9 protein-coding genes are annotated in these 11,959 nt (G+C 74.5%); 5 read left to right on the forward strand and 4 right to left on the reverse strand.

Features of this window, described 5'->3' with window-relative positions:
* Nucleotides 1-16: 16 nt before the first annotated feature.
* The 4 genes from EV699_RS15545 (at nt 17) to ispG (ending at nt 4,646) form a co-directional block, all read left to right on the forward strand.
* A complete protein-coding gene (locus EV699_RS15545) occupies nt 17-1,111 on the forward strand; it encodes a class I SAM-dependent RNA methyltransferase (protein ID WP_243662698.1) in 1,095 nt (364 codons plus the stop codon).
* An 86-nt stretch (nt 1,112-1,197) separates the two neighbouring features.
* Nucleotides 1,198-1,512: a hypothetical protein gene (locus EV699_RS15550; protein WP_132544422.1), complete on the forward strand. Its 315-nt coding sequence runs from the start codon at nt 1,198-1,200 to the stop codon at nt 1,510-1,512.
* Nucleotides 1,513-1,533: 21 nt separating this feature from the next.
* On the forward strand, nt 1,534-3,360 hold the full coding sequence (locus EV699_RS15555; RefSeq protein ID WP_132544424.1) for a monovalent cation:proton antiporter-2 (CPA2) family protein: 1,827 nt from the start codon (nt 1,534-1,536) through the stop codon (nt 3,358-3,360).
* A 59-nt stretch (nt 3,361-3,419) separates the two neighbouring features.
* Complete coding sequence (gene ispG, locus EV699_RS15560) at nt 3,420-4,646, forward strand: flavodoxin-dependent (E)-4-hydroxy-3-methylbut-2-enyl-diphosphate synthase (RefSeq protein ID WP_132544426.1); 1,227 nt, start codon at nt 3,420-3,422, stop codon at nt 4,644-4,646.
* Between the two features lie 16 nt (nt 4,647-4,662).
* On the opposite strand, the gene EV699_RS15565 is transcribed toward ispG, so the two are convergent.
* From EV699_RS15565 to EV699_RS19995, 4 genes are all read right to left on the reverse strand, one after another.
* Nucleotides 4,663-6,351 carry a flavin monoamine oxidase family protein gene (locus EV699_RS15565; RefSeq protein ID WP_132544428.1) on the reverse strand — a complete coding sequence of 563 codons (1,689 nt, stop codon included), beginning with the start codon at nt 6,349-6,351 and terminating at the stop codon, nt 4,663-4,665.
* A 195-nt stretch (nt 6,352-6,546) separates the two neighbouring features.
* Nucleotides 6,547-8,112, reverse strand: a complete 1,566-nt coding sequence (locus EV699_RS15570) for an N-acetylmuramoyl-L-alanine amidase (protein WP_132544430.1) — start codon at nt 8,110-8,112, stop codon at nt 6,547-6,549.
* Between the two features lie 74 nt (nt 8,113-8,186).
* Nucleotides 8,187-8,657, reverse strand: a complete 471-nt coding sequence (gene tsaE, locus EV699_RS15575; protein ID WP_132544433.1) for a tRNA (adenosine(37)-N6)-threonylcarbamoyltransferase complex ATPase subunit type 1 TsaE — start codon at nt 8,655-8,657, stop codon at nt 8,187-8,189.
* A 41-nt stretch (nt 8,658-8,698) separates the two neighbouring features.
* On the reverse strand, nt 8,699-10,204 hold the full coding sequence (locus EV699_RS19995; RefSeq protein ID WP_165904167.1) for an NAD(P)H-hydrate dehydratase: 1,506 nt from the start codon (nt 10,202-10,204) through the stop codon (nt 8,699-8,701).
* Nucleotides 10,205-10,270: 66 nt separating this feature from the next.
* Between EV699_RS19995 and queG the strand changes: the two genes are divergently transcribed.
* Nucleotides 10,271-11,359: a tRNA epoxyqueuosine(34) reductase QueG gene (gene queG / locus EV699_RS20000; protein WP_165904168.1), complete on the forward strand. Its 1,089-nt coding sequence runs from the start codon at nt 10,271-10,273 to the stop codon at nt 11,357-11,359.
* The last annotated feature ends 600 nt before the right edge of the window (nt 11,360-11,959 follow it).

An 11,959-nucleotide genomic window follows, 5' to 3' on the forward strand; every position in this document is an offset into this window, starting at 1 on the left:
ACCGCGCGCGTTGAGCGTGCCGCTGCCGCCCGGCTGCGAACCGCAGTGCCGGGCCTGCGCCTACCGCGGCCTCGACGAGACCGCCTCGACCGCGCGCAAGCAGGACTGGCTCGCGCGCCGGCTCGCACCGTGGGCGGCGGCGCTCGCGCCGCTCACCGCCACCACCGGCGCGGCGCGCCTCGGCTACCGCAGCCGCGTGCTGCTCGCCGCCGAGCGGCGCGAGGCCGGCTGGTGCTTCGGCCTGCGCCGCCGTGACGGCGTGCTGGCGATCCCCGACTGCCCGGTGCACGCGCCGCCGGTCCGTACCACGCTGCACGCGCTGGCGGCGCAGCTGCCGGCGGACTTCCCGCTCGCCTACTACGCGCAGAGCGGCGCGCAGGCGACGCTGATCGTCAAGACCCGCACGCTGCCCGCCACCGGCTGGGTCGACGCGCTCGCCACCGGGCTCGCCGGCGCCGGGCTCGACGGCCTGTGGCTGCACCGCAACCCCGGCGCCGGCGTGCACGCCTTCACCGACAACGACTGGCACCTGCTGTGGGGCGCGCCGCGCTCGCGCGACGCCGACGGCCTGGTCTACGGCCCGGCCGCCTTCCAGCAGCCGCTGCCGGCGCTGCATGCCGCCGCGCTCGACGCCGCCACGGCTTTCCTCGCCCCTGCCCCCGGCGTCGCCGTGGCCGATCTCTACTGCGGCCGCGGCGCCAGCCTGGCGCGCTGGAGCGCGCACGGCGCACGCACCCTCGGCGTGGAGCTCGGCGGCGAGGCGGTGGCCTGCGCACGGCTCAACGCGCCGGCGGCCGAGGTGCTGCGCGGCACCTGCCGGCAGCGCCTGGCGCAGCTCGACCCCTGGCTCGCCGCGGTGCCGGCGCCGGCGCGGCGCGTGTACGCCAACCCGCCGCGCGGCGGGCTCGAACCGGAGGTGCTCGACTGGATCGTCGCGACCGCCCGCCCGGCGCGCATCGCCTACCTCGCCTACCTCGCCTGCGCCGCCGCGCCGCTCGCGCGCGACCTCGCGGTGCTCGACGCCCACGGCTGGCGCGTCCACCACCTGCTGCCGTTCGACTTCTTCCCGCAGACCGATCACGTCGAGACGCTCGCGCTGCTGGCGCGCTGAGGCGGCACGCGGCGCACGCAGGCGGTGCACGGGCGCGACGCTGCGTCGATAATGGCCGCCCGACCGACCGCCCCGGAGCCGTCCGCATGCTGATCGACCTCACCGCCGCCGACCGCCTGGTCGAGCCGGTGTGCACGCGTCTGCGCGAGGAGTTCGCCGATGCCGCCGAACTGCCCGCCGCCGAACTCGCGGCCTGGGCGAAGCCGCAACTGCGCCGCGCCGCGCTGCACGGACTGACGGAAGAAGAGCACGCGGCGCTGTACGCGATCTGCGCCTGGCTGGTCGGCGAGGACTTCGACCGCGCGTGCGCCGAGCCGCACGCCATCCTCGCCGGCAACGCGCCGGCCGCCGACAAGGCCATCGCGCTCGAAGCGTGGCTCGACCGCCTGCTCGACGCCTGATTTCACCGCGAGTCCCGCCCCATGCCCAATCTGATGCAAACCCTGGTGATGCTGGCCGCCGCCGTCGTCGCCGTCCCCCTCGGCAAGCGCGTCGGGCTCGGCGCCGTGCTCGGCTACGTCGCCGCCGGCATGGCGGTCGGCCCCTGGGGCCTCGGCGTGGTGCGCGACGCCGAGGCCATCCTGCACCTCGGCGAGTTCGGCGTGGTGCTGCTGCTGTTCGTGATCGGGCTGGAGCTGCAGCCGTCGCGCCTGTGGACGCTGCGCTACCCGGTGTTCGGCCTCGGCGGCGCGCAGGTGCTGGTGACCGGCACCGCGCTGAGCGCCGGCGCCTGGGCGCTGGGGCTCGCGCCGGCGGCGGCGGTGACCGTGGGCTTCGCGCTGTCGCTGTCGTCGACGGCCTTCGTGCTGCAGCTGCTCGCCGAGCGCCAGGAACTCACCACCCGCGCCGGCCGCGACGCCTTCGCGATCCTGCTGTTCCAGGACCTCGCGGTGATCCCGCTGCTGGCGCTGGTGCCGCTGCTGGCGACGCAGGGCAGCGCGCCGAACGCCGGCGACTGGATGCACGCGCTGAAGGTGCTGGTGGCGGTGGTGGTGGTGATCGGCGCCGGGCACGTGGTGCTGCCGCGCATCCTGCGCATGGTCGCCGCCGCGCACCACCAGGACGTGTCGATCGCCGCGGCGCTGGTGATCGTGCTGGGGATGGCCACGGCGATGGACCTGCTCGGACTGTCGATGTCGCTCGGCGCCTTCCTCGCCGGCGTGCTGCTCGCCGGCTCGGAGTTCCGCCACGAGCTCGAGGCCAACATCGCCCCGTTCAAGGGCGTGCTGCTCGGCTTCTTCTTCATGGCGGTGGGGATGTCGGCGAACCTCGGCCTGCTGCTCGCCGAGCCCGCCACCGTGCTCGGCCTGACGCTCGCGCTGATGGCGGCCAAGGCGGTGCTGCTCGCGCTGCTGGTGCGCCGTTTCGGCAGCGCGCGCCGCGCGCCGCTGCGGGTGGGGCTGCTGCTCGCGCAGGGCGGCGAGTTCGCCTTCGTGCTGTTCTCGATCGGCGCGACCGAGGGCGTGCTCGGCGCCGCCCTGCACGACCGCCTGGTGATGGTGGTGGCGCTGTCGATGGCCTTCACGCCCCTCGCCGCGACGCTCTCCGACCGCTGGCAGCGCGCCCGCGCCGAGCGCCCGGTGCCAGCCCAGGCGTCGCCCGCGGCGCTGGACGATGCCGACGGCGCGCCGGTGGTGATCGCCGGCTACGGCCGCTACGGCCGGGTGATCGCGCGCGTGCTGTCGCTGCAGAAGATCCCCTTCACCGTGCTCGACAACGACATCAGCAAGATCGCCATCGGCAAGCGCCTGGGGCGGCAGGTGTTCTACGGCGACATCTGCCGCCCGGACATCCTGCACGCGATCAAGCTCGAATCGGCGCGGGTGCTGGTGGTGGCGATGGACGACGAGGAGACCTCGCTGACGGTGGTCGAGCTGGTGCGGCGCAACTACCCGCACGTGACGATCTACGCGCGCACCCGCAACATCAAGCACACGCTGGCGCTGCTCGAGGCCGGCGCGCACATCGCCAACAGCGACACCTACATGGCCGGCCTGCTCGCCGCCGGGCGCGTGATGAACCTGCTCGGCCGCGGCGAGGACGAGGTCAACACCGCGCTCGACGCGATCCGCGTGCACGACGAGCGGCTGGTGCAGCACCTGCGCCCGCTGAAGGACGACGCCGAGCGCATCGACCAGATCATGCGCCAGGCACACGACGAGATGATCGCCTGGCTGCCGGCGGCACCGGCCGCGACGCCCGCGGTGGCCGGCCCGGCCGCGGCGGCGGTGGCCGCGGCCGGCGGGTGACGCCGCGCGCGGCCGCGGGCGATAATCGCGGCCTGCCTCTCCCCCTCCGGACCGCCGCCATGTCGCATTCCCCCTTCCCCGTCCCGCGCCGTCACAGCGTGCCGGTGCACATCGGCCAGCACACCGTGGGCGGCGACGCCCCGGTGCTGGTGCAGTCGATGACCAACACCGACACCGCCGACGCCGTGCGCACCGCGATCCAGTGCGCGCAGCTCGCGCGCGCCGGCTCGGAGCTGGTGCGCATCACCGTCAACACCGAGGAGGCCGCCGCCGCGGTGGCCGAGATCCGCGCCCGGCTCGACGACATGGGGCTCGACGTGCCGCTGGTCGGCGACTTCCACTTCAACGGCCACAAGCTGCTCGCCCGCTACCCGGAGTGCGCGCGCGCGCTCGCCAAGTACCGCATCAACCCCGGCAACGTCGGCCGCGGCAGGAAGAAGGACGACCAGTTCGCCACCATCGTCGGGCTGGCGATCGAGCACGACAAGCCGGTGCGCATCGGCGTCAACTGGGGCAGCCTCGACCAGGCACTGGTGGTGCGGATGATGGACGCCAACGCCCGCCTGGCCGAGCCGCTCGACGCCGCCGCGGTGACCCGCGAGGCGCTGGTGGTGTCGGCGCTGGAGAGCGCGGCGCGCGCCGAGGAGCTCGGCCTCGCCCACGACCGCATCGTGCTCTCGGCCAAGGTCAGCGGCGTGCAGGAGCTGATCGCGGTGTACCGCGCGCTCGCCGCGCGCTGCGACTACCCGCTGCACCTCGGCCTCACCGAGGCCGGCATGGGCTCGAAGGGCATCGTCGCCAGCACCGCCGCGCTCGCCGTGCTGCTGCAGGAGGGCATCGGCGACACCATCCGCATCTCGCTGACGCCCGAGCCCGGCGCGCCGCGCGAGAAGGAGGTGCTGGTGGCGCAGGAGATCCTGCAGACGATGGGGCTGCGCTCGTTCACGCCGATGGTGATCGCCTGCCCCGGCTGCGGGCGCACCACCAGCGACTACTTCCAGCGCCTCGCGCAGGAGATCCAGACCTACCTGCGCGAGCAGATGCCGGTGTGGGGCCGGCAGTACCCGGGCGTCGAGGCGATGACCGTCGCAGTGATGGGCTGCGTGGTCAACGGCCCCGGCGAGAGCAAGATGGCCAACATCGGCATCAGCCTGCCGGGCTCGGGCGAGGAGCCGGTCGCCCCGGTCTACGTCGACGGCCAGAAGACCGTGACGCTGAAGGGCGAGACGATCGCCGCGGAGTTCCAGGCGATCGTCGACGCCTACGTGCGCAGCCACTACGGCTGAGGCTGCGCCGCCGCGCTCACTCGGGCAGCTCGATCGGCCCGAGTTCGGCGAACACGTCGCCCGGCCCCGGGTTGGCGGCGTGGGTGCTGCCGCCGAAGTGGCGCATGATCCCCCACACCGCGTTCAGCGAGGTCTGCACCGCGCCTTCGACCCAGGCCGGCGTCCACGACACGTCGTCGCCGGCGATGAAGATGCCGCGCTGCTCGGGCGGCAGTTCGTCCTGCATGAAGTGCGCGTACATGCGCTGGTTGTAGCGGTAGTGCCCGGGCAGCGCGCCCTTGAAGGCGCCGAGGAAGTTCGGGTCGGCCTCCCACGACACGGTGATCGGGTCGCCGATGATGTGGCGGGCGATGTCCACCCCCGGGTAGATCTTGGCCAGCGCGCCCAGCGCGAGCTCCACGCGCTTCTCGACCGGCTGCGGCAGCATCTTCAGCGCATCGCTCATCCAGGAGTAGGACAGGCAGATCACGCCCGGCTTGTCGGGACCGTTGTCGAACAGGTAGGTGCCGCGGGTCAGGCGATCGGTGAGCGTCATGCTCATCACGTCGCGGCCGGTGCGCGGGTCCTTGTCCTTCCAGAACGGCCGGTCGACCATCACGAAGGTCTTCGACGACTGCATGTAGCGGGTGCGGTCGAGCGCCATCCACAACTTCTGCGAGAACAGCGACTCGTCGCACGCGATCTGCGTGGTCAGCAGCCAGCTCTGGCAGGTCGTCAGCACGGCGTCGTAGTGGCGCGTGTCGCCCCAGCGGTCGGTGAGCGCGAAGCGGCCGTCGGCGGCGCGGGCGATCTTCGCCACCCCCGGGCGCGGCGCACCGCCGTGCAGCGAGGCGAGCGAGGTACCCTGCGGCCAGTGCGCGAGGCGCTCCGGGGCGTGGCGCCACAGGCCGCGGGGCACCTGCTCGACGCCGCCGACCACGAAGCGCTGGTTCTCGTCGCAGTTGGTCATCACCACGCGGAAGATTTCCAGCATCGAGTTCGGGAAGTCCGAATCCCAGCCGCCGGTGCCGAAGCCGACCTGGCCGAACACCTCGCGGTGGTGGAACGACAGCCGCGAGAATGCCTTCGAGGTGGCGACGAAGTCGTAGAAGGTGCGGTCGTCCCACTGTGTGACCAGCGGGTTCCACAGCGCCTTCAACGTGCGCACGTCGCGCCGGCGGATCGCGTCCTGCACCTCGCTGAAGCGCGCGCCGTCCTCCAGCGCCGCGGCCCAGGCGTCGGCGACCTCGCGGAACAGCGGCGGCAGGTCGGCGAGCGTCTCGGCGTACCAGGTCTTGCCTTCGAGGTCGACCACGGTGCTGCCCGACGCCGGCGTCAGCGGGTTCGGGAACGGCCGCGTCTCCAGGCCGAGCTTGTCGACGTAGTGGTAGAACGCGGTCGACGACACCGGGAAGCGCATGCCGCCGAGTTCGGCAATGACGCCGTCGGCGCCCTCGAAGGGCTGCGAGCGCAGCCGCCCGCCCATCTGCGAGGACTCGTAGACCACCGGCTTCAGGCCGAGCTTCATCAGCTCGTAGGCCGCCACCAGCCCGGAGATGCCGGCGCCGACGATCGCCACCTCGGCCCCGTGGCGCTCGGCCGGGATGCTGCCGAGCCCGGCCGGGTGCGCGATCCAGTCGTCGAAGCCGAAGGGGAAGTCCGGGCCGAAGATCGTGACCGGGGGCCGCTCGTCGGCGGGCGGAGTAGCAACGCTTACGTGGGTCATGGGCGGGCCTTGCGCGCGGGGCCGGCGGACGCGCCGGCCGTGATCGGGAAGACGGCGTGGGGGCGACGCGCACCCCCACAGGCAGCGTAGTCTGCCCGCCACGCCGCCGCAGCCGCTGCGCTTCGCGCCCGCCGCAGCCCCGGCGGCTGCCGCCGGCGGCCGCTTCCCCGGCAGATTCTGCCGGGGCGCCCGGATTCAGCCGTGCGGCACCAGCAGCCGCGTGCCCGCCGGCACCCGGAGCTGGTTCTCGGGCAGGCCGTTGGCCGACTTCAGCCGGCCGAGCGAGGTGCCGAGCCGCGCCGCGACCTCGGCCAGCGACTCGCCACGACGCACCACGTAGGCCTCGGGCCGCGCCGCCGGGGCGGCGACCGGCGTGGCGACCGGCGTGGCGACCGGGGTGGGGGTACGCCGCGGAGGGGGGGCGACGGCCGGCGCCGCGCGCGGCAGCGTGGCGGCGACGCGTTCGGCGCGCGCGGCCGCCGCGCGCTCCGGGGGCGGCTCGGGCGTCGGGCTGGCGACCGGCCCGGCGTCGGCGATCATCAGGCCGTGCGGCAGGCGCTGGCGGAAGTACTGGCGGATGCCCTCCATCACCGCCCGCGCCAGCGCGCGCTGGTGGCGGTCGTCGGCGAGCTTCGCCTCCTCCTGCGGGTTCGACAGGAAGGCGGTCTCGACCAGGATCGACGGGATGTCCGGCGCCTTCAGCACGGCGAAGCCGGCGCGCTCGACCTCGGTGCGGTGCAGGTCGCCGACGCGGCGCAACTGCGTCAGCACCTTCTCGGCGAGGAACTGGCTCGCTTCGAGCGAGGCCTCCTGCGACAGGTCGATCAGCACCGAGGCGAGCTGTTCGTCCTTGCCGGAGAGCTTGAGCCCGCCGACCAGGTCGGCGGCGTTCTCGCTGTCGGCGAGCCAGCGCGCGGCCTCCGACGAGGCGCCGCGGGTGGACAGCATGTACACGGTCGAGCCGGTCGCCGTGGAGCCACCGGGCGCCGAGTCGGCATGGATGGAGATGAACAGGTCGGCCTTGTGCCGGCGCGCCACGTCGATGCGGCTGCGCAGCGGCAGGAACACGTCGGTGCGCCGCGTCAGCACCGCGCGCATGCCGGGCTCGGCGTCGATCAGCGCGGCGAGCTTGCGCCCGATCGCCAGCACCACGTCCTTCTCGCGGGTGCCGTTGCCGCCGAGCGCGCCGGTGTCCTTGCCACCGTGGCCGGGGTCGATCGCCACCACGATCTGTCGGCGCGCGGCGCGCACGAGCGGCTGCGGCGCGCGCCTGACCGGCTGCGCCTCGCTGCCCGGCACCGACACCAGCTCGATGCCCGGCAGCTCGGCCGCCGCCGCCGCCGCCGCCTCGCCGCGCCGCGCCGCACGACGGAACTCGACCACCAGCTTGCCGCTGCCGTTCGCCGCCGGCGCGAAGTAGGTCTCGGCGCGCAGCGGGCGCTCCAGGTCGACCACCACGCGCAGGTCGCGGCCGTCGCGGATGCCGCCGCGCACCGAGCGGATGTCGGCCGACTGCAGCACCACGTCGCGCACCGCCGTCGAGCCGCGCGTGTCGGGCAGGTCGAGCACCAGGCGCGGCGGGTTGTCGAGCGCGAAGCTCGAGTAGCGCACCGGGCCGCTCAGGTCGAGCACGAGCTGCACCCGGTCGGGGGCTTCGGCGAGGCGCGCGCCGAGCACCTCGGCGGCGCGCGCCGGCAGGACGCCGAGCAGCGCGATCAGAACCGGCAGCAGCCATCGCCACCGGTACGGGACTACCTTCATGCGCACGTCGTCAGACTCCGGGTCGGGGCGGCGGGACACACCGAGCGCCCCGCCGAGGGCGGCGAGTATGCCACTCACAGGCGGGCGAGCACCGCCTCGCCCCGTGCGCCGGCCGCCGCGAGCCGCGCGCTGCGCCCGCCGCCGTCGGCATAGGCGAGGCTGAGGTCGAGCTCCGCGGGCGGCAGCCAGCCCGCGCCCTTCTCCGGCCACTCCACCAGCAGCAGCGCCGCCGGGTCGAGGAAGTCGCGGATGCCCATGAATTCGAGCTCCTCGGGATCGGCGAGCCGGTAGAGGTCGAAGTGGTAGACGCTGCGCGCGCCGAGCTCGTACGGCTCCACCAGCGTGTAGGTGGGGCTGCGGACGCGGCCGGCATGGCCGAGCGCGTGCAGCAGCCCGCGCACCAGCGTGGTCTTGCCGCTGCCGAGTTCGCCGTGCAGGTACACCACCAGGCCGTCGTCGCCACAGGCGCCCGCGAGGCGCGCGCCGAGCGCCTCGGTGGCGGCGGCGTCGGGCAGCTCGCAGTGACAGCTTCCGGTGTACGTCATGTCGCGGCCTCCGGTGAGGGGGTGGGATGCGCCGGCGCCGTTCAGGGGTTGGCGAGGCGGCGCAGGTGCGGCAGCAGGTCGGTCGCGAGCAGCCCGCGCTGGCCGCCGTCGGCCGCTGCCAGGTCGCCGGCGGTGGCGTGCAGCCAGGCGCCGAGGCGGGCGGCGGCGGCGGGCGCTAGGCCCTGCGCGAGCAGGCCGGCGATGGTGCCGGTGAGCACGTCGCCCATGCCCCCGCTGCCCATGCCGGGGTTGCCGGCGAGGATCAGCGCCGGCGGCGCGTCGGCCTGCGCGACCACGCTGCCGGCGCCCTTCAGCACCGCCACCCCGCCGTAGCGGGCGACCAGCGCGCGGGCGCTGCCGAGGCGGTCGGCCTGGATCGCCGCGGTCGTGGTGCCGAGCAGCCGCGCCGCCTCGCCGGGGTGCGGGGTGAGCACCCAGTCGGTGCGCCGGCGCGGCGTCTGCGCGAGCAGGTTGAGTGCGTCGGCGTCGAGCACCAGCGGCTGCGCGACGCCGCAGGCGTACTCGAACAGCGCCCGCCCCCAGGCGTGCTGGCCGAGGCCGGGGCCGAGCGCGAGCACGCTGGCGCGCGCGAGCAGCGGGTCGAGCTCGTCGGGCGCCTCGATGCCGCGGATCATCAGCTCGGGGCGGGCGGCGGCGATCGCGCCGGCGTGCGCTGCGCGCGTGGCCACGCTGACCAGCCCGGCACCGACCCGCGCCGCGGCCTCGCCGGTCATGCGCGCGGCGCCGGCGTAGCCGCTGTCGCCGCCGACCACCAGCACGTGGCCATGATCGCCCTTGTGCGCGGCGCGCGGGCGCGGCGCCAGCAGCACGCCGCGGTCGGCGCCGGTGTAGCGTTCGGCGGCGACCGGCGCGGCGGCGCGCACCGCGGCCGGCGCGCCGAGGTCGGCGAACACCACCGCGCCGCTGTGCCCGGGACCGTCGCCGACGAACAGGCCGAGCTTGAGGCCGATGAAGCTGACGGTGAGGTCGGCCGTCACCGCGGTGCCGAGCACCGCGCCGCTGTCGGCGTGCAGGCCCGACGGGATGTCGACCGCGAGCACCGCCACCCCGCGCGCGTGCGCGGCGTTCACGGCGTCGATCGCCGCCGCCCAGTCGCCGGTCACCGCGCGTTCGAGCCCGGTGCCGAGGAGCGCATCGACGATCACGTGGGCGTCGTCGAGCTGGGCGGCCTCGAAGGTGGCGACCGACACCCCCGCGGCGACGGCGTCGCGCCAGGCCTGCGCCGCGTCGCCCGCCAGCCGCCCCGGGTGGGCGAGCGTGCCGACCCGCACGCTGCGCCCGGAGGCGCGCAGCAGGCGCGCGATCACGTAGCCGTCCCCGGCGTTGTTGCCGCCGCCGCAGACCACGCTGATGCGGGTGGCGAGCGGCCAGTGCGCGAGCAGCGCGGCGACGCTGGCCTCGCCGGCGCGGGTCATCAGCGTGTAGCCGGGGATGCCGTGCTCCTCGATGCTGCGGCGGTCCATCTCGCGCACCGCGGCGGCGGTGTGCAGCGCGGTCGGCAAGGGGTCGGCGTGGGCGGTCGACATCGGCGCGGGCTCGGCGGGCGGGGATGCGGCAAAATACCCCCCCGCCCCGCGCCGCGCCAAGCCGCCATGCCCACCCCCACCCCGCCACCCGCCCTGCCCGATGCGGCCGCGCTCGCCGCGCGCATCAAGGCCTGGGGGCGCGAACTCGGCTTCCAGCGCGTCGGCATCGCCGACGTCGACCTGCGCGAGGCCGAGACGCGCCTGCTCGACTGGCTGGCGGCGGGCCACCACGGGCAGATGGACTACATGGCGCGCCACGGCACCCGCCGCGCGCGCCCGGCCGAACTGGTGCCGGGCACGCTGCGGGTGATCTCGGCGCGCATGGACTACTGGCCGGCCGCCGCCGCGCCGGCCTGGGACGTGCTCGGCGACGGCAGCCGCGCCTACGTCGCGCGCTACGCGCTCGGCCGCGACTACCACAAGGTGCTGCGCAGGCGCCTGGCCGAGCTCGCCCGACGCATCGAGGCCGCGATCGGCCCGTTCGGTCACCGGGCCTTCACCGACAGCGGGCCGGTGCTCGAAAAACCGCTCGCCGCCAAGGCCGGCCTCGGCTGGGTCGGCAAGCACAGCAACCTGCTCGCGCGCGACGCCGGTTCGTGGTTCTTCCTCGGCGAGATCCTGGTCGACGTCGCGCTGCCGGTGGACGCGCCGGTGAGCGCGCACTGCGGCTCGTGCACCGCGTGCATCGAGGTGTGCCCGACGCAGGCGATCGTCGCGCCGCACGTGGTCGACGCCCGCCGCTGCATCGCCTACCTGACGATCGAACACCACGGGCCGATCCCCGAGGCGCTGCGCCCGGCGCTCGGCAACCGCATCTTCGGCTGCGACGACTGCCAGCTGGTCTGCCCGTGGAACCGCTACGCCACACCGACGCCCGAAGCCGACTTCATCCCCCGCCACGGCCTCGACGCCGCGAGCCTGGTCGAGCTGTTCGGCTGGGACGAGGCGACCTGGCTCGCGCGCACCGAGGGCATGGCCCTGCGCCGCGTCGGCCATGAGCGCTGGCTGCGCAACCTCGCCGTCGCCCTCGGCAACGCCCCACGCTCGCCGCAGGTGCTCGCGGCACTGCACGCGCGCGCCGGACACCCCTCGACGCTGGTGCGCGAACACGTCGCCTGGGCGCTGGCACGGCTGGCCGACGGCACGACGACGTAGCGGGCCGCGATCGCCTCGGGCGATACGCGACCTGGCGCCCGGCAAGCATCCGACCGGGCACGCCGCCCCCCACCGCCGCGGCCATCCGCCCGCATCGGATCGTAGTTAGACTACAAAACAACTACCACCAGGGCCACGCCCGCGGTCGTGGCCGCCGGGGCCGGTGCCGCGGTGCGGGTCAGGCATCGTGCCCGCCGCGCCACGGCCGTATCCGTGCGACCGTCACCGCCCTGCTTTTCAATTAAAAATCATACATAAACGCACCGACGCCGGTGATGCGGACGGGTCTGTGCACGCGGGAAAGGCCGGCCTTTGCAGACGGCGCTGACAAGCTTGTCAGCGCTGTTGACAACGATGTCACGTGTTAGTTAAATTACAACGAAGGAATGCAGCATGCGCCTCACGACACACCAGGGCGCCGTCAGGATCGATCGCACACGAACTCACGCACCACCTTAATAAAGAGGAAGTATCGACATGAACCATTCCTTGCGACTGTCCGTACTCGCCGTCGCGCTGGCCGCGTCGGCCGGTGCCGCGCACGCCGAGACCACGCTGTTCGGCCGCGCCGGCGCTGCCGTCGTCAACCGCCAGCCCGTG

It is taken from the genome of Plasticicumulans lactativorans, assembly GCF_004341245.1.
In the GTDB taxonomy this organism is placed as follows: Bacteria; Pseudomonadota; Gammaproteobacteria; order Competibacterales; family Competibacteraceae; genus Plasticicumulans_A; species Plasticicumulans_A lactativorans.

Bases quoted from the DNA above. Each gene is read 5' to 3' on its own strand.
- EV699_RS15550 (WP_132544422.1), top strand. From the start codon at position 1,198: ATGCTGATCGACCTCACCGCCGCCGACCGCCTGGTCGAGCCGGTGTGC.
- EV699_RS15555 (WP_132544424.1), top strand. From the start codon at position 1,534: ATGCCCAATCTGATGCAAACCCTGGTGATGCTGGCCGCCGCCGTCGTC.
- ispG (WP_132544426.1), top strand. From the start codon at position 3,420: ATGTCGCATTCCCCCTTCCCCGTCCCGCGCCGTCACAGCGTGCCGGTG.
- EV699_RS15565 (WP_132544428.1), bottom strand. From the start codon at position 6,351: ATGACCCACGTAAGCGTTGCTACTCCGCCCGCCGACGAGCGGCCCCCG.
- EV699_RS15570 (WP_132544430.1), bottom strand. From the start codon at position 8,112: ATGAAGGTAGTCCCGTACCGGTGGCGATGGCTGCTGCCGGTTCTGATC.
- tsaE (WP_132544433.1), bottom strand. From the start codon at position 8,657: ATGACGTACACCGGAAGCTGTCACTGCGAGCTGCCCGACGCCGCCGCC.
- EV699_RS19995 (WP_165904167.1), bottom strand. From the start codon at position 10,204: ATGTCGACCGCCCACGCCGACCCCTTGCCGACCGCGCTGCACACCGCC.
- queG (WP_165904168.1), top strand. From the start codon at position 10,271: ATGCCCACCCCCACCCCGCCACCCGCCCTGCCCGATGCGGCCGCGCTC.